This is a genomic window from Verrucomicrobiia bacterium (genome assembly GCA_035946615.1).
In the GTDB taxonomy this organism is placed as follows: Bacteria; Verrucomicrobiota; Verrucomicrobiia; order Limisphaerales; family UBA8199; genus DASYZB01.
Map to the genome: position 1 here is coordinate 1 of DASYZB010000103.1, position 26,125 is coordinate 26,125.

Annotated in this window: 22 protein-coding genes; 13 read left to right on the forward strand and 9 right to left on the reverse strand. The window is 57.7% G+C overall.

The window, feature by feature from the left end; translation table 11 throughout:
- Positions 1-389 precede the first annotated feature (389 nt).
- A complete protein-coding gene (locus VG146_14140) occupies positions 390-1,331 on the reverse strand; it encodes a hypothetical protein (GenBank protein ID HEV2393487.1) in 942 nt (313 codons plus the stop codon).
- Between the two features lie 16 nt (positions 1,332-1,347).
- Positions 1,348-3,735 (reverse strand): hypothetical protein, encoded by a 2,388-nt coding sequence (locus VG146_14145; protein HEV2393488.1) that lies wholly within the window; start codon positions 3,733-3,735, stop codon positions 1,348-1,350.
- Between the two features lie 266 nt (positions 3,736-4,001).
- On the opposite strand from VG146_14145, the gene speY reads away from it, so the two are divergent.
- The 3 genes from speY (at position 4,002) to VG146_14160 (ending at position 8,061) form a co-directional block, all read left to right on the forward strand.
- The gene (speY, locus tag VG146_14150; protein ID HEV2393489.1) at positions 4,002-5,210 is read left to right on the forward strand and encodes a deoxyhypusine synthase; all 1,209 of its coding nucleotides are present in this window, start codon (positions 4,002-4,004) and stop codon (positions 5,208-5,210) included.
- A gap of 56 nt (positions 5,211-5,266) precedes the next feature.
- Positions 5,267-7,360 (forward strand): ATP-dependent DNA helicase RecG, encoded by a 2,094-nt coding sequence (gene recG, locus VG146_14155; protein ID HEV2393490.1) that lies wholly within the window; start codon positions 5,267-5,269, stop codon positions 7,358-7,360.
- A gap of 74 nt (positions 7,361-7,434) precedes the next feature.
- Entirely contained in the window at positions 7,435-8,061 is a 627-nt protein-coding gene (locus tag VG146_14160; protein HEV2393491.1) for a hypothetical protein, read from the forward strand.
- On the opposite strand, the gene VG146_14165 is transcribed toward VG146_14160, so the two are convergent.
- From VG146_14165 to VG146_14185, 5 genes are all read right to left on the reverse strand, one after another.
- Positions 8,039-9,379 (reverse strand): hybrid sensor histidine kinase/response regulator, encoded by a 1,341-nt coding sequence (locus VG146_14165; protein ID HEV2393492.1) that lies wholly within the window; start codon positions 9,377-9,379, stop codon positions 8,039-8,041. The two genes, VG146_14160 and VG146_14165, sit on opposite strands and share 23 nt — an antisense overlap.
- A gap of 878 nt (positions 9,380-10,257) precedes the next feature.
- Entirely contained in the window at positions 10,258-11,643 is a 1,386-nt protein-coding gene (locus VG146_14170; GenBank protein HEV2393493.1) for a hypothetical protein, read from the reverse strand.
- Between the two features lie 133 nt (positions 11,644-11,776).
- Entirely contained in the window at positions 11,777-13,249 is a 1,473-nt protein-coding gene (locus VG146_14175; protein ID HEV2393494.1) for a nitronate monooxygenase, read from the reverse strand.
- Between the two features lie 10 nt (positions 13,250-13,259).
- Positions 13,260-13,475 (reverse strand): translation initiation factor IF-1, encoded by a 216-nt coding sequence (gene infA, locus VG146_14180; GenBank protein ID HEV2393495.1) that lies wholly within the window; start codon positions 13,473-13,475, stop codon positions 13,260-13,262.
- Positions 13,476-13,593: 118 nt separating this feature from the next.
- The gene (locus VG146_14185; GenBank protein ID HEV2393496.1) at positions 13,594-13,917 is read right to left on the reverse strand and encodes an RNA-binding protein; all 324 of its coding nucleotides are present in this window, start codon (positions 13,915-13,917) and stop codon (positions 13,594-13,596) included.
- Positions 13,918-14,339: 422 nt separating this feature from the next.
- On the opposite strand from VG146_14185, the gene kdsA reads away from it, so the two are divergent.
- The 9 genes from kdsA (at position 14,340) to trpB (ending at position 22,592) form a co-directional block, all read left to right on the forward strand.
- Positions 14,340-15,194, forward strand: a complete 855-nt coding sequence (gene kdsA, locus VG146_14190) for a 3-deoxy-8-phosphooctulonate synthase (protein ID HEV2393497.1) — start codon at positions 14,340-14,342, stop codon at positions 15,192-15,194.
- Between the two features lie 46 nt (positions 15,195-15,240).
- Positions 15,241-17,100, forward strand: coding sequence for an LptA/OstA family protein (locus tag VG146_14195; protein ID HEV2393498.1), 1,860 nt, complete (start codon positions 15,241-15,243; stop codon positions 17,098-17,100).
- Between the two features lie 142 nt (positions 17,101-17,242).
- Positions 17,243-18,040, forward strand: a complete 798-nt coding sequence (gene lptB, locus VG146_14200) for an LPS export ABC transporter ATP-binding protein (protein HEV2393499.1) — start codon at positions 17,243-17,245, stop codon at positions 18,038-18,040.
- A 6-nt stretch (positions 18,041-18,046) separates the two neighbouring features.
- Positions 18,047-18,994, forward strand: a complete 948-nt coding sequence (hprK, locus tag VG146_14205; GenBank protein HEV2393500.1) for an HPr(Ser) kinase/phosphatase — start codon at positions 18,047-18,049, stop codon at positions 18,992-18,994.
- A 134-nt stretch (positions 18,995-19,128) separates the two neighbouring features.
- Positions 19,129-19,428: an HPr family phosphocarrier protein gene (locus VG146_14210; protein HEV2393501.1), complete on the forward strand. Its 300-nt coding sequence runs from the start codon at positions 19,129-19,131 to the stop codon at positions 19,426-19,428.
- A gap of 23 nt (positions 19,429-19,451) precedes the next feature.
- On the forward strand, positions 19,452-19,739 hold the full coding sequence (gene gatC / locus VG146_14215; GenBank protein HEV2393502.1) for an Asp-tRNA(Asn)/Glu-tRNA(Gln) amidotransferase subunit GatC: 288 nt from the start codon (positions 19,452-19,454) through the stop codon (positions 19,737-19,739).
- Between the two features lie 60 nt (positions 19,740-19,799).
- Positions 19,800-20,096 (forward strand): hypothetical protein, encoded by a 297-nt coding sequence (locus VG146_14220; protein ID HEV2393503.1) that lies wholly within the window; start codon positions 19,800-19,802, stop codon positions 20,094-20,096.
- A 205-nt stretch (positions 20,097-20,301) separates the two neighbouring features.
- Positions 20,302-21,330, forward strand: coding sequence for a class I SAM-dependent methyltransferase (locus VG146_14225; GenBank protein HEV2393504.1), 1,029 nt, complete (start codon positions 20,302-20,304; stop codon positions 21,328-21,330).
- A gap of 47 nt (positions 21,331-21,377) precedes the next feature.
- A complete protein-coding gene (gene trpB / locus VG146_14230) occupies positions 21,378-22,592 on the forward strand; it encodes a tryptophan synthase subunit beta (protein HEV2393505.1) in 1,215 nt (404 codons plus the stop codon).
- A gap of 26 nt (positions 22,593-22,618) precedes the next feature.
- Here the strand turns inward: trpB and galE are convergent, their stop codons facing one another.
- Together galE and VG146_14240 are read right to left on the reverse strand one after the other, a co-directional pair.
- Entirely contained in the window at positions 22,619-23,590 is a 972-nt protein-coding gene (gene galE, locus VG146_14235) for a UDP-glucose 4-epimerase GalE (protein HEV2393506.1), read from the reverse strand.
- 78 nt (positions 23,591-23,668) lie between these two features.
- Complete coding sequence (locus VG146_14240) at positions 23,669-24,463, reverse strand: hypothetical protein (GenBank protein HEV2393507.1); 795 nt, start codon at positions 24,461-24,463, stop codon at positions 23,669-23,671.
- A gap of 254 nt (positions 24,464-24,717) precedes the next feature.
- On the opposite strand from VG146_14240, the gene VG146_14245 reads away from it, so the two are divergent.
- Positions 24,718-26,052, forward strand: coding sequence for a DUF1080 domain-containing protein (locus VG146_14245; protein HEV2393508.1), 1,335 nt, complete (start codon positions 24,718-24,720; stop codon positions 26,050-26,052).
- Positions 26,053-26,125: the final 73 nt, after the last annotated feature.

Sequence of the window (26,125 nt, forward strand, 5' to 3'; positions counted from 1 at the left end):
CTGCCCCCCCCCCCGCGTCAATAAATTTCATCAAAAACATTCTCATGCCCCTAATACGTGACCAGGTGCCTAAATCTTTCACCAAAAATGAAAAAGTTTAAAAACCTTTGACGATTGCGGAATAAGCAGAAAAGGACAGGGCGCAGGACAGCAAACCAGTTCGGCGCAACGGAGCCGCAACCAAACCGGTGAACCCAGTGCCGTCAGGAACCAAGGCATCCTCTCCCCAACCCTCTCCTCCAAAGGAGGGGAGGGAGAATGCATGGCGGCTCTGCGTCCGGCAAAACCGTCCGTCCGGTATCCCACCCGGATATTCATCCGGTAGGCGTCCAACAGTAATGCATCAATTAACGCCATAGCTTTTTTGCTTTCCTATCAATCGAAACAATTCACTGGCCCGATGGCCAGACCAGTCGGTAAAACCGGCTATTGGTGGTCGAATCGACCGGGAAGTAATAACGCTGAAAGAAAGCGCTGGGACCACTTCCAGCGTTTGTCAATAGCTGCCAAGACACGCTGCCTCCCGATAGAGAAGACGACTCCAGGACGAATACCGTGGGCTGGGTGGGCCACTCTATTGCAACCCAGTTGGTCGAGGTTCCAAAGAAAGAAGTATAGATGCGCAATGCAGGGATCGGGCTAAACTGTATTGCAGTCAGCAGTCCGGTTGTATCCGATCCGTTAGCCGATAGGGCCGTCACGTTGGTTGCCCAAACGCGGGAGACTTCATCGGTTGGCGAGGCATAGGCGTCAAATGAAGGCACCGCAAAGTTGTAATTGACGGGTCCGCTGGCGTTAAACACGCGAATGTCCACCAGGAGATCGCCCAGCGGCGGTTTGTAATGAAATGGTCGGTCGAACGGAATCACTTGAGTGTCGCCACTGAGGCCGCCAGAAAACGTGTAGCTCTTGGGGCCAAAAACAACGGTATTGTCGGACCCAACGTTATTGGCGAAGACGGGATTCAAGCCATCTGCGCCGTTGGTGCAGGTTGAAAGGTTAATCTGTATGTTTGTGACGGTCCAGGGAGCTGCCCCCCGCCCATACACGGGGGTGAGTTGGAAGTGGAACGTCAAAGTGGTGATGTAAATGAAGTCGGAGCCTACGTTGGTGAAAAGCGAAGCGTTATAAATTTGCTGGTAGCGCATCGAGGAAAAACCGGCCCAGTTGATCGCAAAAGGCAAGACGCTCGGTGTTTCCATTGGCCCGGGGCTGGGAGCACTCGGCGCACCAACGAACGCATCTGCCAAGGTCTGACCCAGGGGAACTGCGATTATGATGGCGATGAGGAGCAACTGCTCTGCCCGCTTGGTTCTCGGTTGCTTTCCCATAAATTTGCTCTCGGCTCTAGAACGCGAGGATCACCGCATCATCGATATTCGTTTGGAGTTCGCTAGCACTCATGTTCGTCGCAAGGTTGTAGCAAGGAATCAATGCTCCTTCCGGAGACTGGTTTGCGAAGAACTCGGTGTTAGTGCAGTACTCAAAATTGAGGGGTGTGGGTGAATTCAGGTCGATGGCATTCTCTTCGCTAATGAGTTCTTCACATCCATCAATGAGCATGGCCGTGGCCTGAGTCATACCTGATGGATCCGAAAGCCCATCAAGGTGCCGGATCCAGTTGTGACGGATTACAGATTCTTGAACCAGGGGCGGAGAACTGGAGATGGCGTAGCCTACCAGAATTCCATACGGAGAACCCCAATTCGAAGGTGTTGGTACCAGTTCGATTTCGTTAGATTCAATTACCAGCCGATCACACTGCCACAATCTGGCGTAGTCCCCAGTCGGACTGGAGCCGGAGTTGTTGGGTGGGTTCGGGTTGCCCGCGAGATTGTATTTGAACGTTTGCTGATCCGCCGACAGGATCGTGAACACTCCGTTCAAATAGTCATAGATTTGCCCAGTGGCATTGGTGACCTTGACAGCATCCCCGGCTACGAAGCCGTGGGCATAGGAGGTCGAAGCCGTGGCAACATAAACACCGGTTTCCAAGTCATACGTCAGCGAGACCAGTGCTCTTGAAGAACTCAGCCCTCCCAGATTCTGGTATGGCCCAGTAACAACTGCCCTATAGAGATTCATGCGAACCGTCACGTCCCTCGAATTGTAGGTGTCATGGTAAGGCCCGCCGAACCTTGCGTTAAGGACCCGGTTTAGCTCCACGATGGCCGCTGCGCCCGCGTCAGCGGATAGAGTTTGAAATGGTACTCCAACAAACGCCGAACTCACCGAGGTGACGCTAGGAGGTGTCGTTGAGCTCGTGATGATAAATTGCAAAACAGTTGGGGTGGTGACACTCGTGACCGTAAAGGCTCCATTGTACAAAGGGCTTGGACTTGTCGAACTGTTAGCGTCGTAAACATTTGAAACGACCACGTTGTTTCCTGGAATGCGGAAATGCGGTGTGGCCGTGGTTAGTGTCACAGTATAATTGTTCCCTCCCGCCGATGCTACAGTCATGCCTATTATCGTGAGGTACTGACTCGAGAAGCGGTCCACCCACATGTCGCCCGATGCATTGGTTGTGGGCGCGGGGGTCGCAACGTTATAGGTGAACGTGAAGCCGTCAATTACCGAGGCTATTGAATACGATCCGTTAAAGGAGTTATTCGCAGTTCCATTGACCAATGCTCCGCTTATCCTAACCACGTCGCCGGCCACATGGCCATGCGGCAAGCTCGTTTTTAGCGTAGCCGCCACCCCGGCGATGCTGATCGACGAGACGGGGACAGGGTTCACCCGGTACTCGCAATTCAAAAAGCAGCGTCGGATCACGCAAGCCCGGTGATAGGCCGTCAGCCCATCCGTAGGCCGCTCCCCACCCCCAATATTGATGCAGGTGGTCTCGCGAACGTTATTGATCGAAGGCTGCTCTAAAATGCAATCCTCGATGATATCGTCGAAGCATTCAGGATTGTCCGGGTGCGCTCCGCCGGCGGTCAGCGGGAAGCATTCAAAACCTGGTGTCTGTGTGCCAAAATTGATCACCCGAATCCTCCTGGTGCGCGTGTGCTTGCCCACCACTTGGATGGCGCCGCAGGCGACGTTGGAAGACGCTTGGCCGGCCAGGTTGCAGTCCACCGTAAAGTCGGATGCCTCGAAGGAGTCAAGGTAATCGTTGTAGTTGCACCCGATGGCGGCGTATTCATAAGGCGCACTGGCCCCAACGAGCTGGAGAACCGTCACTTCCATCCCCGAGCCGAAAACCTTTAAGGCAGCGCCCGGCTGCCACTGGGTTTGTGAGGAAGTGGAACCCGGTGCAAAGCCCTGTGTTTGAAGAGTGCCTGGTCCCAGATGGACAGCGGCCGGAGGATTAAACGGGAGAGGAATCATCGCCCCGGCTGAGACCGCCAACCGGCACGTGATAGCGCCGTTGGGCAGGCCCTGGGGCTGAGTTGTGGTGTAGGAAAACTGACCGGTGGCAACATTGATCCCGAAAATCGAGAAGATACCGTTGAACGGGCCCCCGTTAGGCCCTGTCGCACCCGCTATCAGGACCAAATCGCCATTCGAATACCCGTTGTCAAAAGCGGTGACAGTGACCGTGGTCCCGCTGTAGGAAACTCCCGTCACAGAAATCGGCAGCGCCAGCATGGCCCCATCGAACTTTGCCTGGGTGCTACCGTCCAGAGGATCACTCTCGGTACCGGTGCCGGCGACGCCGTCGGTCCGGGGCGCTATCCACACGTCGAGCGCGAAGGGGTCCAGCAGAAGAGCATCCATCAGGGACATAGACGTTCCTTTAGTTCACGGCTGAACACGATGCTACTCCGTTGCCCCGCCACAAGTCAATAAATTTTTAGGAAATCTTGGAAGCATTTCCATGCGCAAGCAAGCGCTGAGCCGGCTGCAATACGTCTCCAACCCCTTTGCTAATGCGGGTGCGCTTGGGAACTGATGAAGCGTAACGAAGGGTTTGGCGCGCAATTTAAACATTGGCAAGGCCGGTGTGTTGCGTATCGTTCTGCGCAAATTTTGTCCGAATTGAATTTTTATTTATGGCTAAAGCGCACAAGAAACACGTCCGGTCTCGCGAAGATATTTCGGAACTGCCGGACTGGATGAAAGAAAAGCAATGCCCGCACAAGAAGCAGTACATGGCGGGCAAGCGGATTTTGCCAAAGAACATTACCGGCAGGCAAAAGCTCGACGATTTAATCGACGAGGTTTTTCTGGCCTATAACTCAGCGCGATTGAAGGAGGCCTGCCAGCTCTTCGCCAATAAGATGCTCGATGCGGATGTGACGATTGGCATGAGCATCTCAGGCGCGCTGACTCCGGCGGGCCTGGGTTGTTCGAGCATCATCCCGCTGATCAAGGCCGGGTTTGTCGATTGGATCGTGTCCACGGGGGCCAACCTCTATCACGACATGCATTTCGCCCTCAATTACCCGTTGCACGCCGGCAGCTTCAAATTCGATGACACCGATTTGCGCGATAATGATTTGGTCCGCGTCTATGACGTGGTCATTCCTTATTCGGACGGCTTAATGGCCACCGACGACATCCTGCGCGAAATTCTCGTCCAGGCCGAGTTCCAGAAGGAGATGGGGACCGCCGAGTTGCACTATCTGCTGGGGCGATATTGCGCGGAATGGGAGCGCAAGAACCGGCTTAAGGACGTGTCGGTGCTCGCCGCCGCGTATCGGGCGGGAGTCCCTTGCTATACGTCATCGCCCGGCGATTCGACCATCGGGATGAACGTGGCCGGAGTCGAATTGCGCGGCAACCGGCTTCGAGTCAATCCCTCGATTGACGTGAACGAGACGACTGCCTTCGTCCTGGCGGCCAAGCGCAGCGGGGGCAAAAGCGGCGTGGTCCTTTGGGGAGGGGGCAGCCCGAAGAATTTCATGCTCCAGACCGAGCCGCAAATCCAGGAGGTGCTGCGGATCAAAGAATTCGGCCAGGACTTTTTTATTCAGGTCACCGACGCGCGGCCCGATACCGGGGGCCTCTCCGGCGCCACACCCAGCGAGGCCGTGAGTTGGGGGAAGGTCGATCCAACCAAGTTGCCCGACGCTATCGTGTGCTATACCGATACGACGATCGCCATGCCGCTGTTCACACATTACGCCCTTGCCCGGCACAAGCCGCGTAAATTGCGCCGGCTCTTTGACCAGCGCGGCGCCATGATGCGGGCATTGACCAAGGAGTACTTCCTCCACAACAAGGTCAAGATGCTCGACGGCAGCGCGCCCATTCTTTAGTCACCTGCCCACAAAAAGACTCGGATTTTGCATCAGGCCCGGTATTTTGCCCGGGGATGACTGTTGCCAGTTCTACTGTCTCGCCCTTGAAACGCCCGGTGACGAGTCTATTTGGGGTTGGGCCCGAACGAGCCGGCCAGTTGGCGCGCCTGGAAGTCCGGACAATCGAGGATTTGCTCCTGCACCGGCCCCTGCGGTATGAAGACCGGCAACATCTGCGCCGAATCGCCGAACTGGAAAAGGGCAGCCCGGCGATTACCCACGGCAAGATCGTCGCCATGGGCACTAAATGGTACAAGCAGCACTCCAAATCCATTTTCGAGATAATCCTCGATGACGGTTCGGCGCGCCTGCATTGCCGGTGGTGGAACTTGCTGTACATGGAAAAATACTTCAAACCCGGTGATGAAGTGCTCGTGTTCGGCAGACCAGTCTCGCTCAAGCCACGCACCATCGACCATGCGGAAACTGAAGTTCTCGAAGGAGGCGAGGAGAGCTTCATTCATCTCAACCGCATCACGCCGGTTTATCCGCTGACCGAAGGTCTGCCGCAACGCTGGTTGCGGGCAATGGTCTGGCGCACGTTGCAGGCGTTTGAAACCCGCATCGATGAGCCCTGGCCCCAACTGAACCTTGCAGCCCCGGCCAAAGCAGCTTCGAGTGCGCCAGACCCCCGCGCGCGAATGCTCGCCGCTAATTCTGCAGCAATAATGAGTTTCCCATCGCGCGCGCGCGCCATTCGGATGTTGCACTTCCCGGAAGCCCCCGGGGAGCCTGAGATAGCCCGGCGCCGGCTGGCACTGGATGAATTCATCGAACTGCAGCGGCGCATCCAGCTTCGGCGGCGAAACTTTGAAGCCAATGCCCAGTCACTGCCTTGCAGTGGCGACAACCACCTCATCAAACCGTTTCTTGCCCGGCTCGGGTTCACGCTCACGGCTTCCCAAACGAAGGTGTTGCGCGAGTTGCGTAAAGACATGAGCGGAGCGCATCCGATGCGGCGGCTCCTGCAGGGCGACGTCGGCTCGGGCAAGACGGTGGTTGCGGCCTGCTGCGCATTGATGGCTTTGGAAAGCGGCTACAGCGCTGCGCTCATGGCCCCGACGGAGATTCTGGCCGAGCAGCATTTTCTTACCTTCAGCGACTGGCTCAGGCCACTGGGGGTGCGCGTGGGACTTCGCACCGCAAGCCGCAAAACCGAAGCGCTGGCCCCAGCGCGAGAGGCTGCAAACCCCAACGCAAAATCATCCACTCCCCTGTCTCTGACCATCGGCACGCATGCGTTGATACAGCCGGGGTTCATGGCCGAGAACCTCGGGCTTGTCATCATCGATGAGCAGCACCGGTTCGGCGTGGTCCAGCGCGAAGAGTTCGTGCGCAAAGGGCGCTACCCCCATTTGCTGGTGATGACCGCCACACCCATCCCGCGCACGCTCGGCCTCACCCTTTACGGGGACCTGGACAGCTCGCGCATCGATGAACTGCCGCCCGGTCGAGGCCGCATCAAGACCTTCGTGCGCGGCGCCGATACGCTGCCCAAGGTTTGGGATTTTGTCCGGGGCAAATTGGCCGAAGGCCGGCAGGCCTATGTCATCTGCCCCCGTGTTGAAGACGGCGGAGTTAACGAGGTAAAGGCTGTCACGAAAGAATTCGACGCCCTGCGCCAACGGCTCGCCCCGTTTCACCTCGGCCTGCTCCATGGCCGGCTGGCCACGGGCGAGAAAGAGGACGTGATGAGGCGGTTCCGGGCCAACCAGGTCCAGGCCCTGCTCGCGACGACTCTGATCGAGGTCGGGGTCGATGTGCCTAACGCCACGCTGATGGTGATTGAAAACGCCGAGCAGTTCGGCCTGGCCCAACTGCACCAACTCCGCGGACGCATTGGCCGCGGGACGCATGATTCGTTTTGCGTCCTTGTGGCGCGGGCTGGGAGCAAAGAATCCCGGCGCCGCTTGCGCGTGCTCGAGGCCACTACCGATGGATTCGAGATCGCGGAGGCGGACTTGAAACTGCGCGGGCCAGGCGAGTTGCTGGGCCAGGAGCAGAGCGGCGCGCCCCGATTTCGTTTTGGGAATCTGGCTGAGGATTTGAGGCTGATCGAGCAGGCCCGGCAACTGGCGACGGAAACTATAGAAACTGAGGGGCGTTGACGCCCCCAACAGCAGTCAGTACCCTGCGGCCATGCGACAACGTGCGGATTCTCAGAAGCGCCTGGTCCTATAATATGCGCGAGCCCCTGCCTTCCACTGCGGCTCGAATCCGCGTTGGTCCTGCCCGGTTGCTGGGCCTTTGGGCGGTGCTGGCCACCTGCGCTTACGGCCTGCTGCTCATGGTGCCGGTGGTCATCTCGATGCTGCTCTTGAGCGTGATGAAGTTGAGCTTGCTGACTTTCCTCTGCCCGGTGGCGGTGATTGCCGCCAGCCTTTTCTTTCTCCCGTTCGGCTTTGGAAACCCTTATATTGCGAGGCTGGTCCGGCCTCTCATCCCGCCTGGGGCCAAAGACGGCTTTATAGCCCAGTTGACTTTGAGTCCGCGGATTCACTCCGGACTGCGAGCGTTGATCGAGGACGCCGATGATGTGGGCTGGCTTAGCTTTACCGAGAACGAATTGGTCTTTTCAGGCGATTCCGTCCAGTTGACCATCCCATTCGAAGAGATTCGTGAGCTGCGCTCCTGCAGCATTGGGTGGCGTGGTCTGTTTCTGTACGGGCAGCAAAGCGTGTTTTGTGTGTCGAGTTTGCCAGAGGTGAAATTGTTCCGGTTTGCCGAGCGTTCTTCCTGGCTGCTCCCGGCGTCGCGCAAAACAGCCGGCCAACTGCACAAGGCCCTTAAGGGGGAGCTGAGCCGTTAATTGAGGGCGAGGCCGGGCTGTGAGAATTGCCCTGGCTCTCGATTGCGAGTGACACGGCGGGCAAATAGATGGAAAAGGTGGTGCCGACCCCAAGCTCGGTGTGCAGGTGGAGCGCGCCTTGCGCTTCTTTTGTCAGGCGTTGGACAATGTTCAGTCCCAGGCCGGTCCCCTGCCGGGCCCCCTTAGTCGAGAAATAGGGTTGGAAAATCTTCGGCAACAGCTCCGGGGGAATGCCCGGACCCGCATCCCGCACGATTAACGCCAACAGCGGCGCGGTATTGTTAAAATTCTCGACATTCAGAAGCCGGTCCTGCGGCCCATCCTTAAAGGTGGCGAGGTCCAGCGGGCGGGCCAGGACCCTGCCTTCGATTTCTACAGAGTGTTGCTGGGGGGCGCACTGGAAGGCATTGACGGCCAGATTCAGCAGCACCTGGATGACGTCGGTCCCATTCATGCGCACGGCGATGTCTTCGGCCAGCGGGTGAACGGCGAATGGATGATTCTGCCGGCTGGGATGCACGCGCACGAGGTGGCCAAGGTCCGCCAGGAGCTGATTAACCCCAACGCGCGGGGCGTCGTCCTGGTGCCGCCGTAGAAATCCCAAATACCGCCGCGAAATCTCGATGCAGTTGGTCACCTGCCGTGTGATAGTCTTGAGGCGGTCCTTGATGAACTCCAGGTCCTGCAGTTCGAGCTGGGTGGCGTTGCCGATTCGCTGGTTGAGAAGCTGAACGAACCCCGAAATCACTGTGAGCGGCCCGTTAATGTCATGGATGATGCTGGCGTAAATCTCTCCCCGGGTATGGGCCATCTGCTCCTCGATTTTGTGGTCCTGCAATTCCGCCAGCAATTCCTGGAGCTGCTCGGCATTGTTATGAATCTCCCCTTCAAGGGTGCGCCGCTGCATCGCGTTGGCCACGGCCGCGCGCATGGTGGGCACATCGAAGGGTTTGTTGATGTAATCGCATGCCCTCAGCCGCAGGGCCTGGCGCATCGTATCGGTGGTTTCGAAAGCGGTCATCATCACCACCTCGATGCCCGGCTCGACATACTTCAAGCGTTCCAGCACCTCGATGCCTGACATCCCATTCATCCGGATGTCCAGCACCGCCACATCCACCCGGTTCTGCTGGACTATCTGCACCGCTGTCGGGCCGTCATTGGCTATCAACAAATGGTAATCATCTTTGAAAATCACCCGCAGCGACTGCCGCGGCCCTTCTTCGTCATCGACAATCAGGAGGGTCCCCTTGCGCCGGGGCTGAACCGTTGGCTCGCTCGGCGCCAGCAGCGCGCTGCTTGTCAAAGGGGCCGGCATTGTCAAACAGTAAGCTGGCCGCCCTGGCGGCTGCTCACGGGATTCGGCAGTTTCAGCACGCCCTCATCCTACAGGAAGCTGCCGGGCCGACAAGCGAAAACAGGCGCCTGCCGCTTGGGCTCCCATCGGGGCGAGGTGGGAGGTTCACCCATTAGGGCGAACAGTGCTTGAATCTTGTTGCGGAAAGTGGCTGACCAGGACTCGTCAAGAATTACCTGAATACCGCCATCTTGCCATGGCCATACAGGCTCGACGACGAAGGAGCTGGTCGATACCCCGTGTACAGGCCAATAAGCCCGCTGTTAAATTATGAAGGGCGATGTTACACTTCAAAAGTGTAACAGAAAATCCGCAGCATATCAGCAACTTTATCGTTAATGTTACATGTTACAATTTGTTTTCCCTTTCCCACGCGCACAAGCTTTTTCCCCCTTTTCCTCGCCGGACCGCCCAGCGCCCACCGGCCACCCAACAATCGCAAATCAAAAATCAAAATTCCCATACTCACTCCGGATCACTCCCGTTCCCGCCGGCCTAAGGTCTCGTCTGCTCTCCTTTCCTCTCGCCGCTCTCTCTCAAAAACGGGAGCAGGCGAGAGCAGGCGCGAGCAGCCGGGACCTATTTCAGTTCCCTTTCAGAGTTCTGCCCTCCGATAGCCTCGGATAGCCTCGCGTCCGGCTCTTACTAGCCTCGGATCACCTTGGGTACCCTCGGTTTTGAATCGTTAGGCTCCGCGCCTATCCGAAGTCATCCGAGCCCATCCGATTCTATCCGGGCAAAAATGGCACTTACGTAATCGTCCACCCGACTCGGACGACTGTTGCTCGACCTGAACTCTCCTCTTGCGGTTGGACTTATAGTTGGGGCTTACCTGCCCACTATGGGCCGCGCTTGTCTCCTGCAAAGGAATGGCGGCGCGCCTGGAAATGAAAGACGATGACGCCGGAGATGGCGAAAAGGAGAAGATAATAAAAGCTGAACGCGCTCTCAATCCAGGATGAATGCGGGCCGGTGACCAATTGGGCGAGGATGTTTTGGGTGACCAGGACAAGCCAAATGAGGCGGTAATCATGGGGGAAAACCTCCCCACGAAGCGGCGTGGGCAAGGGCCGAAAGCGGAGCCAAGCGGCCATGGCCAGCAGGCCGGCCAGCATCAGCGGACCGATAACGAGCCACAGGATGTGGTCCCAGTAATCTTCGTTTCCCAGGTAAAGATTGGCCCAGCCTTTCAGCCCATTTTTGACCGACAACCCCAAACCGAAAATGAGCGCCGAATAGCAGGCGAAGCGCTCGAGGTTGGCCGAGGTGGGTGAGAGGACGGTGGGACAGAGCCCTGGGAGGGACCCCCCTCCCCAACCCTCTCCCCTTGGGGAGGCGAGAGGGAGAAGAGAGGGAACTATGGGCCGGTTGACAAGGTAGAAGGCAACGCCATAAGCCATGCCGATGCTAATGCCTCCGCAGGATTCCCAGCAGCGCCACCAGTTGAAGGTTGCGTCCAGCCACAAGCGCGGGGCCCAGCGCCAGTTCTGGCAGAGCGCCCAGCCCATACCATTCAGCGTGCCGACGGTGGCAATTAAAGTGACATTCTTCCAATCGCGCCGGGCCAGTTCAAAGGCAAGGAAACCCAAATACAACCCTAGATGTTCGAGAGCGGCGCGGTTGTCGCGCATTAAGCGGCCCAGGTTGGGGTTGGCGAGCAGGTCGTGGTACTGGAGGTGAAGGCTTTTGTATAACGGCAGGCAAACCTCGGGGGAATGCTCGAAGAACAGTCTGGCCAGCAAAGCCCCGCCCAGGCCACAGGCAATGCGCAGAACCCAATCGCGGGTAAGCAGCGGGCGTTGTGGAGCCGACCATGCAAGCAAACAGGCGCCCAGACCCGCCCAGGGCATTCCCGCAATGAAGAGCCACACAAAACCATACCAGCGGGAGATGGGAACGAACCTCCCTTGTGCTGTGTTGGTCTGGAGGTGGCCGTCGAAAAAGCTAGGCCATTGCATCCAGCCTCTGCTGCCCGAGAGCCCGACGCCGATTGTCAGAGCCAAAATAATCCATCCCGAGCGGTATCTGCGAAATGGGGGCTCTTCTGGTCCGCGGGCAATGAACCACCAGGCGGTCCCCCAAGCGACCCCCGCAAAGATGCAGCCATCCATGCCGCCGAAACCGGAACAACCGCGAACGGCCCAGGTCATCCCGCCGAGCGCGGCAAAAAGGAGCGTGGGCAGGAGCAAATCGTGTGGGAGGTCACGGGCCGTTCCGGTGGTCATGGCGGAAGTGTATTCATGCCCATGGCGCTTGACCAGCGCTTCGGGTAAGTTAGGGGAACGATTCAGGTAACAGAGGGAACAGAGGGTTTCGAAGGCAGCGGTCCAGGCGCCACAGCAAGCACCGGAGCACCGCTCACGCTTCCAAAGCTGCTGCGCCCGGGGACGGAGCGCACTCCGCTGAACATTCTGTGGAGACCAAGAGCTTGTCGAGCACGTCGGCGGCGGAGAAGGAATCGCAACCGGGGGCAAGGAACTGGGCGAGGGATACGAGATCGTCGCCGGCGGTGACCAAGGGCAGTTCGTCGGGGCTTTGGTCGCGGACCTGGGCGAACCCGATGGTGGCGGGCAGGCCGTTGCAGACGCACATGCGGCCAAGGGCTTGTTCGGCAGCGCCACCTTTGCGGAGGTATTGTTCGAGCGGTTCTGCGGGACAGCGGTAGCCGATGGAGCCATCGGCTTTGCGATAGAGATGGCGCAAATAGCCGAGGTCACAGATGCGATGGCGGGCGCGATAGTTGTCTGCGTTGGAAATGGTGTTTTTCAGTTGGGCGACTTTGAAGGGAAAGCCTGTGGGGGAGGCCACTGGGTCAGTGAAGACGCGAGCCTGGCCGAGACGGCTCAACGCAATGGTTTGTCGCCGAATCGCAGGCAGGATACCGGATTCCTCACAGAAGGCAAAGGGGGTGCCGACCTGGATTCCGGTTGCGCCTAACCGGAGGGCCTGGGCGAGTTTGCCCGGCTGGCCATAACCGCCGGCGAGCCAAAAGGGCAAACCGAGCGCGCGGATTTTGTCCAATTCCGGGACGTCGCGAGGGCCGTAAAGGGGTTCGCCATCGGTGCTGAGCTGGAGCGGGCCGCGCGGTGGTGCGTTGTGGCCACCAGCGGTGGGGCCTTCCACGACAAAGCCATCGACGCGGCCATTGGCTTTTTTGGCGAGGGTAATGGCCAAGGTGGCGGAGGCGACGATGCCAAGAAAGAGCGGGCGCTTGAGTCGCGGCGCCGGGCCGCAGCAGAAGAGTTGCGGGTCAAAGGTGGAGGTTGTCTTTTCACCCGGGAGAGCGCCTTCAACATCAACCGGCAGAGAAGCGGGCTGGCCCTCGGCGAGAAGGTCTAAAGCTCCCGGAACGGTTCGTGGGATGCCCGCCCCCATGAGGATATAGTCCGCGCCTGCGAGCATGGCCCCGTAGAGCGAGGGCAGGGTGGGAAGTTGGATTTTCTCGAGGTAATTGATGCCCACGAGGCCCGGGTGGCCTTCTTTGGCTAGAAAGACCTCAACAAAATTGGCGACGACGGTGAGCTCGACGAGGTTCCGGCGCGGGCGCAGGGCGGGCATCGGTGTGAGCTTGAAAGGGGCCCTGGGGGCCTTGCCGCCGTGGGTGAAATAGTCCTTGCGCACGCGAGCGGCCATCTCTGGGAATGGGAATCGGTCAAGGGCATGGCGCAAGACGCCGTCGGGGTCGCCAAGCTGGAGACGACGGGCCAGGACCACGGCCAGGGCGGTGCCAGAGACAACGCCAAGCTGGCCCAGGCGCGCTACGGCGCGGGCCAGGGGCCACCCGGAAACGGCAACGCCCATGCCGCCTTGGATAATGACGGGGTGCGTCATAACTTTAGTGTTATTTCAGCCGCCAAACAATCCGGGCTTTATCCAAATCGTAGGGCGACATCTCCATTTTAACGCGGTCTCCAATCGTGAGCCGTACCCAGCGTTTGCGCATTTTTCCGGAGATGGTAGCCAGCACGAGATGTTTATTCTGCAGCTCGACTCTGAACATCGTTCCTGGCAGAACAGTATGGACTGTTCCTTCAATTTCGACAGGCATTTCTTTCATGGTGCGATCGGGTCTGACCGGTTCCCGCTCCCGAGCAACACCTCACAGACCAGCCGAAAGGAAGGCGCCGGGTAAACACAACCCTGACGGGCCCCGGCCCCGGCAGGATTTTTTGCACTCAGTAGCGGTCTCGACGCCCTCCACCCCCTCCGCCGTAGCCGCGCCGCCCACCATCACCGCCACCGGAACGCTCCTCGCGTGGCCGCGCCAGATTAACGTTCAAGGCACGTCCGCCCAGCTCTTTGCCATTCAAAGCGTCGATGGCTTTTTGGGCCTCTTCGGGTGAACTCATCGTGACAAAGGCAAAACCGCGCGGACGCCCGGTGGTGCGGTCGGTAACAAGATTAGCCTCCTCGACATTGCCGTGGGCGGCAAAGGCGTCGCGGAGGTCGTTTTCGGTAACCTTGAAATCAAGATTCCCGACGAATAATTTGGTGCTCATGGTCTGTTAAACTGCCCTGGACAGTTCTGCGCTCCATACTGTTCCCGAAGGTCGGGTCTCAAATCGTCATTGAACCAGGTTCACCTGAAGATTTCCATGTCATGGAAGTGAAAAACGTATCAAGAGACAGGCAGAATGTGGCGTGTTTCGTGGGGATGGCAAGCGGCAAATAGACAGGGACAGGCAGGTTTCCAAGCCCAATACGAGGTCAGTTCCAAACCTTTGTAGGAGACGACGTAAGGAGTCTCTGATCAAAATTGTCAACTGGCCGCCTTTGGTTCACCCGGAAGTTGCTGATCAGAGACTCCTTACCTCGTCTCCTACACTCAGGAATGGTGGCTCGTTGCTCCGACTCTCTCATTGGCCCCGGGCAGGGTTCGTGGAGAATGCGAGCCACTACGAGCCACGGCTGGCCAGTTCCGATGATTTACTTTCGCCTTCGGGGCTGCTACAACCGGGGGGTGCTGAGCGATTCCGGCCTTTGGAAATCCCTGAATACGCGAAACCGGCTGACGTTGATAGCCGGCCCGTGCGTCATCGAAAATGAGAAGCTCTGCCTTCGAGTGGCAGCGACCTTGAAGCGGGTTTGCGAGAGCTTGGGCATCTGCTACATCTTCAAAGCCAGCTACGACAAGGCCAACCGCACCTCTGGCAGCTCCTTTCGTGGGCCGGGCATCGAGGCTGGGCTGAGCGTCCTGTCGCGGGTGCGGGCCACAATCGGGGTGCCGGTCCTAACCGATGTCCACACTGAAGCACAGGCCCAACAGACCTCCGGGGTGGTGGACATCCTGCAAATCCCGGCCTTTCTCTGTCGCCAAACCGATTTGATTGCTGCTGCAGCGCGCACCGGCAGGATTGTGAACTTGAAAAAAGGCCAGTTCCTTTCCCCGCTGGAAATGGGCCAGGTCGTGGAGAAGGCCCGAGGGGAGGGGGCAACGCGATTGCTGATAACCGAGCGGGGCACCACGTTTGGCTACAACAACCTGGTGGCCGATATGCGTTCTATCCCTATCCTTCGGCGTTGCGGTTTTCCGGTTATCTTCGATGCGACGCATTCAGTTCAGTTGCCGGGTGCCGGCGGCCATCAGTCCAGTGGCCAGCGCGAGTTTGCCCCGGTGCTTGCCCGCAGCGCCCTGGCTGCCGGCGCAACGGGCATCTTTGTCGAAACTCACCCCAAACCGGATCGGGCGCTCAGCGACGGACCGAACATGATACCGCTTAGGGAGATGCCCCGGCTGCTTGTCAATTGGCTGAAGGTTTTTCACGCAACCCGATAAAATGCGGCGGAGCGCCCTCTTGATGGTTGTCGGCCTTAGAGCGAGCATGAGAACGACCACAGGCCCGTGCCCTACCGAAAGCCCGCTCTGCATCCCTCGTGTGGCAAGCATTCTCCTTTTGCTCCTGTTGGCGTTCACGGCGGCCGGCCAAAAGCTGGGTCCGGCAAAGAATTTCAAACTGGCTGACACTTATTCCGGGGCTCACGAAGGCCAATTGAAGTCGCTGATCGAGGGCGGCCAAGGCCAGCAGTTGCCGGACGGGCGATTCCTGCTGACCGGAAACGTCAAGCTGCACACCTTTCTGGAAAATGGCCAACCTGAGTTCGACGTCAAAACGCCACAATGTTTTCAAGACCCTAAAACGCAATCGGCCAATTCCTCTGAACGACTGCACGTGCAAACGGCTGATGGCAAGTTTTCTATTGAAGGAGAAGGTTTTCTGTGGCAACAGACGAATTCCAGCCTGTTTATTTCCAATCACGTGCATACGGTGATTGAGCCCGAGTTGCTTCAGGGTAGTGGGGCGCGCCCCAGCAGCTCCAACGCAGACTCATCCCCTGTCGAGATATTTTCAGATCGTTTTGCTTATGACCGCGATTCGGGTTTGGGCGTCTATACCGGTCACGTGCGAGTGGCGGGCACGAATCTTTTTCTGAGCGGGGGCAAGCTGGTTGTGAAGATGCCGATGACCGGGGCGCGGACCCCAACGGGGTTGCAGGTCCTGACGGCTTTGGAGAACGTCTCGATGGATTACCTGATCACCAACTTTTTCCCTATCCACGCCACAGGCCAGCGCGTGGTTTACACCCCTGCCACCGGCCTTGCCCGCTTTACGGGCAGCCCAGTCTGGCGCTCCGAACAGCGCGAGGGGCGTGGGGACGAATTGGTCATTGATCGAACCAACAAAATCTTCCAGGCAAACGGTAAGGCCTGGCTCAAGCTGCCGCGACAAAGCTTCGAGACCACTGGGTTGCTCTCGCGCTCCAATGCCCCGCGCGCCGGCACCCTGAGCGTGACAAATCAATTCGTCGAGATTCAATCGGACAGTTACGAATTTCGCACCAATTGGGGCAACTTTCTCGGACACGTCCGCGTCAGTGAACGGAACGACGCGCTGCTTCAGGAGCGAATGAGCTGCGACCGGATGCTGGTGACCTTCGGCCAGAGCAATCAACTGCAGCGGATTGTCGCCGACCAGCATGTGGTGATCCAAGAGGAAGACAAACGCTTAACCGGCGGGCACGCCGTTTATACCGCCACCAATAATCTGCTCGAATTGACCGCTCGGCCGACCTGGCAGGCCGGGCGCCGCCAGGGCAAGGGGGATTTGGTGCGCATCAACACGCAATCCAACGAGATGTTCGTGCGCGGAGAGGCCTCGATGCGGCTGCCGGCGGATGAACTTCCTCAAACCGCCGGGGTAGGCCCCGCAGGCGCCAACACACCGCCAAATAAAGCCGCTACTAATCAATTCGCCCAAATCTTCAGCCAACAATATACTGTTCGCCCGGAATCGGCGGTGTTCCGCGGCGGGGTGTATGTCTCACATCCGCGCATGAACTGGATTTGCGAGAGCCTCACGGTGAAGGCCCCCACAAACGGGGCCAAGACGATTGTGGCCGAGGGAAAGGTCGTCTTCGACCTGATCGATGAGCACGGTCAGAAGGTCCATGGCCTGGGCGACCATTCTGTCTATTCCTATTCGGTTGTGGGAGGGCAAACCAACGATACAATCGAGGTCATCGGCAGACCGGCTCGGCTCGAGACGGCCAGTCTTACCAACGAAAACGGGACCATCATCCTGGACCGCACTCACAACACGCTCAGCATGCCCGGGTCAGGTTACAAAATTATGGGGGCAGGCAAAGCGATCCCCACTAATACGTTTGTGTTGCCAAAGAAATGATTCCACGAAACAATCTACTTGGCCTGCCTGCTGCTGTTTGGGCTCGACGCCACACGGGGCACGGTAATTGGACCAGCCCGGGAAAGTGGCCGGCCCACGCCATGCGGGGAGGCTTCGCCGGGCCGCCCGGTCCAAACTTTTAATGAGCGAGCCATTAACCGAACCTCAGATGCAGAAGGCCGAACCCGGTCCATCACAGGCCGCCGATCTAAAGGAAACACCGCTGCTGACGGCCCAAAAGCTCGTCAAAGAATACCGCCACCGGCGGGTGGTCAACGGCGTCTCGATCTCAGTTGCCCCCGGCGAGATCGTCGGCCTTCTTGGGCCAAACGGCGCAGGTAAAACAACCACCTTCAACATTGTTGTGGGAGTTGTCCGGCCCAATGAAGGCCAGGTCCTGTTCCATGAACGCAACATCACCCGGCTGCCGATGCACCTGCGGGCCCGTTTGGGGATTGGTTATCTCACCCAGGAACCCTCCATTTTTCGCAAGCTCACAGTGGAACAAAACATCCTGGCGATTCTCGAGACGTGCCGCATGAGCCGCCAGGAACGCGCCGTGCGGTTGAAGTACCTGCTTGAAGAACTGGACATGGCGCGTCTTGCCAAGAGCATGGCCTACACATTAAGCGGCGGCGAGAAACGCCGCCTCGAAATCACTCGCGCCCTAGTGACCAGCCCGAAACTCCTCTTGCTGGATGAACCCTTTAGCGGCATTGATCCGATAGCTGTTTATGAAGTCCAAAAAATCATCCGCCGCCTCAAGGAGCGGGGTTTGGGCATTTTGATAACGGACCATAACGTGCGGGAAACACTCAAATTGGTTGATCGGGCTTATCTGATCCACAAAGGCGAGGTCGTCTATGAAGGAAACGCCGAGCAGTTGGTCAACGACCCTAAAGCCCGCGAGATTTACCTCGGACCGGAATTTAACCTCTAAGATGCCATGCAACGCGATGTGGTCACTGTCGAGCGCTTCTACACCGAACATGCCAGCGCCCTTGAACTCCACCTGCTGGCGGGAGCCACGGGCCTTAAGCGGCTCATCCGCGAGCCAACCGTCAATCGCCCCGGCCTTGTGCTCTCGGGTTTTACCCGCTATTTCGCTTTTAAACGGGTGCAGGTCATCGGTAATGCCGAGGCATTCTTCCTCAAATCCCTTCCTGCAGACGAAGCCTCTCTGCGCTACCAGACACTTTTCTCCTACAAACTGCCGTGTGTCGTTTTCTCCCGCAACCTGCACGCCGACCGTCATTTTCTGAAAGCGGCCGAAGACGCCCAAGTCCCTATCTTTCGCACGCCCCTGGTCACGATGAAGTTCATTAACCTGGCGACCCTGGCTCTCGAAATGATGTTCGCTGAGCGCGGAACGGAGATGGGGACCATGGTCGATATCCTCGGGGTAGGGGTCATCCTTAAGGGAGAGAGCGGCATCGGCAAGAGCGAGAGCGTCCTGGCCCTGATCGAGCGCGGTTACAGCCTGGTGGCCGACGATATCACCAAGGTGATGCTGGTGGATGGCCGCGAGGTCGTGGGCACAAGCGCCGAAGTCACCCGTAATCACATGGAAGTGCGCGGTATCGGCATTATCAACGTGGCCGCCATGTTCGGTGTGCGCAGCATTCGCCATGAAAAAAGAGTGGACCTGGTCATTACCTTAAAGGCCTGGAACGATGTCCAGGATGTGGATCGGCTCGGAATGGAGCAGGAATACGTCAAGATTCTCGGTATCGATATCCCCCATATCACCATCCCCGTGCGACCGGGCCGGGATTTGGCGCGCCTTATCGAGGTGGCGGCTTTTCAGACTAAGCTTAAATCCGCCGGGTTCAATCCCGCCAAAGAACTCAATGATCGGCTTATCTCGCGGATGGCGGCGGCTGCGAAGATTTAACCTCAAATCGACGCAAATGAACGCGTGAGAGTCGCACAGCCCTGAAGAATCCTGCCGTGCGTCCGGTTGACCAAGTATTCCAGATTTTATTGGCAAAAGCATCCTGTTTCGGCTAACTATAATCGGAACGCCAAATGAGCGCGAAGAAGCTAGCTGTGAGCAGTGCAATCATGACCAAAGATTTCATGGTCGTCAATAAGCTGGGCATCCATGCCCGGCCGGCGGCCATGTTTGTCAAAACTGCTAATCGCTTTGCTTGCGAAATCTTCGTCGAAAAAGACGGCGAGAAGGTCAATGGCAAGAGCATCATGGGGCTGATGATGCTCGCCGCAGGGCCTGGCAGCAAATTAACCGTCCATGCCCATGGTCAGGATGCCTCCCAGGCGCTGGACGAAATCGAGACGCTTCTTAAACGCAAGTTCGACGAAGACTGATCGCCGACTTTCTCTTGAGCGCCATGCCGGCTCCTGAAATCAATGTCAAATACGTCGCGCACCTGGCGCGCCTGGCCCTCTCGGCAGAGGAAGAGCAAAAGTTCGCCACCCAGCTCGAGCATGTTCTTGGATACATTAAGAAACTCGAGGAAGTCGATGTCAGCGGTGTCGAACCGACGGCCCATGCGTTCCCGCTGGTCAATGTGATGCGTCCAGACGTTGTCCGCCCTTCGATGTCTCAGGAAGAGGCGCTGAGGAACGCCCCAGCCCAGGCCAATGGCCTGTTCATCGTGCCAAAAATTGTCGAGTAGCACTGAGGGGTTCCTCGCGCTGTGGCGTATATTAAGAGTGACTGAATTAAAACCATAAAAATGAACACGATCAAAAAAATCACCGCCGGCGCCCTTGCACTGGCTCTACTGGCTGGCCCGTTGACAACTTTGGGTGCTGACCAGAACGCCGAAAAGAAGGCCAAACCCTATCCGCTTAAGACCTGCATCGTCTCTGGCGAGAAGCTGGGAAAGATGGACAAGCCGTATGTCTTTGTTTATAAGGGACAGGAAATCAAGCTCTGCTGCAAGGATTGTCTCAAGGATTTCAACAAGAATCCGGCCAAGTACATGAAAGAAATCCAAACGGCTGGCGAGAAGGAAAAAGCCAAGAAATAAAAAGACCGCCCCTCCTTGGAAAGGCGGTTGAGAATCTGTTGGCAGAGCTTTTCTAACTCATCCATCCTGCCGGTGAAATAGGGAGTTCACCCCAGAGGGAAATTTGGTCCCGGGATTTAAGGGCAAAGTAAAACGGTTCAGCCAGCTTGTTTCAAAAGGGTCAAAGAAATGCCTCGGGAAATCCCGGCGCGCGGTGCCAGGAGAAATGAACGAGTCGCTGCAGCGCGAGACCGAACGGCTGACGAGGTCATGGATGCGGCATGAGGCGGCCTGGCTGCGTGATTACATGGTGGCCGGCGTCGAGGACCCGCGGATCAACATCCAGAGCATTCTCACCCGCCAATTCCTGGTGCGCGGGTTTTCCGGCGAACGCTTTGCTGGTTTGATGCAGCAGGAGCTGCGTTTCGGGGCGGTCATGAACTGGCTTAGGAAACTAGCTGGGCAAACCAGCGAACCCGAGGAGTTCGAGAACGTGCTCTATGCCCTCCGCCGTGGTGCCGATAACGCAGAGGGGATTGAGATTCCTGCTTTTATTGCGCAGCTATTCGCCCGCCTTCCGGCTGAGATTCGGGAACTCACCGTCACTGTCACAAATTACGTGGAACGGTTCCTTTCTGGCACGGAATTTATCGAGCGTCGAGCGCGCCACCCCGAGGCAACGCTGAATCTGTTCCAGAATTTGTGGAATACCGCGCTGTCACCCGGCGGTTTTGGAGCCGTTCCGTCGGTTTTGGAGCCGGCCTGCGGGTCGGCCAGTGATTACCGGTTTATTGAGGCATATGGCATGGCCCGGTTCATCGATTACACCGGCTTGGACCTCTGCCCCAGGAACATCGATAATGCCCGGGCGTTGTTTCCGTCGGCGCAGGTCCGCGTGGGCAACGTCTTTGAAATCGATGCGCCCGAAAAGGCCTACGATTTTTGCATCATTCACGACCTGTTCGAGCACCTATCGATTGAGGGAATGCAAGAGGCGGTTGGGGAAGTTTGCCGGGTAACTCGTAGTGGGCTGTGCGTGGGTTTTTTCCAAATGGATGAGATTCCCGAACATGTGGCGCGCCCTGTGGAGGAGTATCATTGGAACCTTTTGAGCATGGCACGGATGAAGCAGTTGTTTCTAGCCCATGGTTTCGCGGCCCAGGCGATAAATATCGGAAGCTTTTTACACCAGGAGATTGGCTGCGAGCAGACGCATAATCCGAATGCCTATACGTTCTTTTTGCGCCGCAGTTAGGCGGGCTCCTTCTCGACTGGGGCGCCTTAGCCGGTTATCCTGTCCCAATGACAGATATTGATACCAGGGTGGTTCCCGATGCCCAGGGCCATTTCGGCCCGTATGGCGGGCGTTATGTCCCGGAGACGCTCATGCACCCGTTGCAGGAGCTCGAGGCAGAGTATTTGCGTTGCCAAAACGATCCCTCGTTCATCCGGGAGCTTCAATACTATTTGAAAGAGTTCTGTGGCCGGCCGACGCCTCTTTATTTCGCCGAGCGCCTGACTCGCGAGCTGGGCGGGGCAAAGATTTACCTCAAGCGGGAGGACCTCCTGCACACAGGCGCCCACAAAATCAATAATTGCGTCGGCCAGATACTGGTGGCGCGCCGGATGGGCAAAACGCGGATCATTGCCGAAACGGGGGCGGGACAGCATGGGGTGGCAACGGCCACGGTGGCGGCCATGTTCGGCTTGAAGTGCGTCGTGTACATGGGGGCGGTGGACTGCCAAAGGCAGGCGCTGAATGTGTTTCGGATGAAGATGCTCGGGGCGGAGGTCGTCCCGGTCAAAGCGGGCCAGCAAACGCTTAAGGAAGCGGTCAACGAAGCGATGCGCGATTGGGTGACCAATGTGCGCACCACTCATTACATCCTGGGCACGGTTTATGGCGCGCATCCTTACCCGCTGATGGTGCGGAATTTTCAGAGGGTAATTGGGGATGAAGCCCGGGAGCAGATACTGCAAAAGGAGCAGCGCCTGCCTGATGCCCTGGTTGCGTGTGTGGGTGGAGGCTCCAACGCGATGGGCCTGTTCTATGCGTTTCTCAAGGATGAATCGGTCGAAATGATCGGCGTCGAGGCGGGCGGGGAAGGAATCGAGGCCGGCAAACACGCAGCTCGATTCCAGGGCGGTTCACTGGGAGTGCTGCAGGGGACGCGCTCGTTTCTGTTGCAGGACGAGTTCGGCCAGGTGCAGATTACGCACAGCGTTTCAGCGGGGTTGGACTACGCGGCGGTTGGTCCAGAGCATGCCTGGCTGCGCGAACAGAAACGTGTCCAATACACCTATGCAAAAGATGACCAGGCGCTGCAGGCATTCATGAAACTGGCGCATTTGGAGGGGATCATTCCCGCTTTGGAGAGCGCGCATGCCGTCGCGGAGGTCATCAAACGCGCGCCGCAAATGGGTAAGAGCCGTGTTATTATAGTGAACCTCAGTGGCCGCGGAGATAAGGATGTGGCGCAAGTCGCTGCAAAGCTGGGTTTGCAAATGCCCGGATAAAACGCGCCGGGTGTTGATTTCTCTTCTCAATCCGGGTAGCCGTGCGGATGTTGCTTTTGCCATGCCCAAGCCGTCGCGATGATCTGTTCCAATTTCGGGTATTTCGACTTCCACCCCAGTTCGCGGATGGCTTTGGTGGCGGCTGCGACTAATCGCGGGGGATCGCCGGGTCTGCGGGGCTTAGGGACCGCTGGGATTTTCGCGCCGGTCACCTTTTCGCAAGTGGCAATCACCTCGCGCACTGAGTAGCCGTCGCCGTTGCCGAGATTGAAGAACCCCTGCTTGCCGGGTTCGAGCGCCAGGATATGGGCCTGCGCCAGGTCCACAATGTGGATGTAATCCCGAATGCAGGTCCCATCGGGGGTGGGATAGTCCGTCCCGTAGATAGCACACTGACTGGCGTGGCCCAAGGGGACCTTTAATACGTTGGGGATCAGATGCGTCTCGGTCCGATGATGCTCGCCGAACTTGCCGGTCGCGCCTGCGGCGTTGAAATAACGAAACGCGACAAATTCCAGCCCGCGCAGTTGATGGTACCAATGCAGGATGCGTTCGAACATTAGTTTCGACTCGCCATACGGGTTGATTGGTCGCTGAGGTAAATCCTCCGTGATAGGCACCCGGTCGGGGGGGCCGTACGTGGCGCACGTCGAGCTGAAAACAAACTTTTTAACGCCCGATGTGACCGCCGCATCCAGCAGCTTAAGGCCGTTGACCACATTGTTATGAAAGTACTTCTCCGGTCGCTCCATGGACTCACCCACCAGGGCGAAGGCGGCGAAATGCAGGATGGCCTCGGGGCGCGCCTCTTGCACCGCGCGCAGAATATCGCCGCTTTCCTCAGGATGACCGAGGATAAAACGGGCGCGCGCATCCACTGCGGAGCGGTGGCCTTCGCTTAAATCATCGTAAACCGTGACGGCATGCCCCGCGTTGAGCAACTCTTCGGTGCAAATGGACCCGATATAACCCGCCCCACCTGTGACCAAGACGTTCATGGGCCAGAAGCTAATGGCCGCTTGGGATTGGCTCAATCCTCATTTTTATCGCATCGCTCCCTTGGCGTTCATTCGCGGTTACTCCTTCCCTTCGGGCGCCAGATGTTCCTGCGCTCCCGCCTCGTTGCGGAACCGCACCTTGACGGGATAGTTCTTTCCATCGGTAAAGGATTTGGCCAGCCAGTTCCGGACAAAGGCCTCCGTCTGCCTGCGGCCCGTCTCGCGCACCAGGTCGATATTGTTTTGAGCCTTCTTGAACGAAAGCCACGTAATCGAGCTCTTCAGGTTGTCCAGAGCTTCGCTCGTGTTGCGGATAAGGCTGTTTTTTTTGACCTCATAAGTTATCTTCGAAACATCCACTGAGGGCTTGTTGTACTTGATCTTTGGGGCGGTCACGTAAATGATGCCGTCCTTAAGGAGGAAATCCCAGCGGTCTCTCAAATCCAGGTAATAGGTATAGGTAACAGGCGCGGAGGCCTCGACGATGACGTCCGGCAGGGGGATATAGCCGAAGGCGACGCTGGATTCGTCTGTGCGCGTAAAGACCTCCCGTTGCGACAGAGTTGCGAACTGAAAGTACTGGCTGCCGCTGATGGTCGTGGCGTAGCTGGTAAAGGTGGTGGTGACGGTCCCTTGTTTGAAGGCAGAGGCAACCTGCTGCACCTCCTGCGCGATTTGCTTTACCAATTCACCGGTCCCTTCGAGCGTCTCGCTCGGGACCCTCGTGCAGGCATGAAAGCAGTACAGGCCGGCGCCGGCTACGATCAACAGGCTTGCCATCCAGGTGATAGGCCAAGCCCACGAATTTCCCGCAACAGGCGCCTGCCGCTGCGGGGAGGCTTCCTTCGAGGCGGGCGATTCGGGCGCGCTCATACGCTTCCGGCAAATAGCTTGCCGCCCAAAACCGATTAATCAAGTTGAATAGTGTTCAGAGCAGGCCCGTCAAATTTTGCGTTGGGTTCTTATAGACTGCCTCAGTGGGGGCGCTGCTTTGAAGGCTCCGCCCCCACTCTTCTTGCCAGCAGACGGTCCAAATCGCTTTAGAGCCTGTTTTTAAACAGGCTCTTAATGTTCCGTAAGCCATTTCAATATTGCGCAGGGGACGGTATTTCTTTAGGCATAAGCACATGAATCAACAATTCACCCGCCCCTTTTTCGTCACTTCCTTTTTCTGCTGCATCGCCTTTGCCGGGTGTCGCGCGCCTCTTGCTTCTTCAAAATCTCCGCCGGCTGGTTTTACGCCCCTTTTCAATGGAACTGACCTTTCCGGGTGGTGGGGGGCCGACACAGAAGACCCTCGAAAGTACATGGCGCTGTCTCCAGAGGACTTTCAGAAGAAACACGACGCCAGCCTCGATGACATCCGGCAGCATTGGCGCGTCGAGAACGGCGAACTGGTTAACGACGGCAAAGGACTTTACCTGACAACAGACAAGTTCTACGGCGATTTCGAGTTACTCATTGATTACAAAACCGTTCCCCTCGCTGATAGCGGGATCTATCTGCGGGGCTGCCCACAGGTGCAAATCTGGGACTCGACTGAACGGGCTAAATTCAGTCTTGGGGCCGACAAAGGCTCCGGCGGCCTTTGGAATAACAGCCCCGGCGCACCGGGCAAAGACCCTCTGGTGAAGGCGGACAAACCATTTGGTCAATGGAACCATTTTCGGGTTATCATGGTTGGTTCCCGCGTTTGGGTGTGGCTCAATGGACGCCAAACCGTCAACGGCGCCAACATGGAGGATTATTACGACCGCAAGCTGCCGGTGCCCCCTAAGGGCCCGTTGCAGCTTCAAACCCACGGCGGCGAAATCCGCTGGCGCAACCTGTTCATCCGCGAAATAGGGTCAGATGAAGCGGACAAACGGCTCCGCGGCAAGGACCCGGCTGGATTCGAGTCTGTTTTTGACGGAAAGGATTTTAATGGTTGGGCTGGGCCTGTTGAGGAGTACCAGGTAAAGGATGGCGCCATCACTTGCAGGCCAGGCAAAGGTGGCACGATTTATACAAAAGCCGAGTACGGCGATTTCCTCGCGCGCCTGGAGTTTAAACTGCCTCCGGGTGGCAATAATGGCCTTGCAATCCGTTACCCGGGCCACGGAGACACGGCCTACGTCGGCATGTGCGAAATCCAGGTTCTGGATGACAATTACGAAAAGGCGACGGGCGAAAAGATCGATCCCCGGCAGGCGCACGGGTCGGCCTATGGTATGGTGGCTGCCCAGCGCGGCTACCAGCATCCCATCGGCGAATGGAATTATGAAGAGGTCACCATCAAAGGGCCGACCATCAAAGTCGAACTGAACGGGACGGTCATTCTGGACTGCGACCTCAGCCAGGTGCACGATTATATGCATGGCAGCGCTCATCCGGGCAAAGACCGAACAAGCGGCTACTTCGGGTTCGCCGGCCACAATGACCCGGTCATGTTCCGCGATATTTCCATCAAACGCCTGAACTGACCCAAGGAGGAATTCTGGAACGATGAATTAAGAAAGTGACCTGGCTCAACAGGATTTCCATAATTCCTCCTTC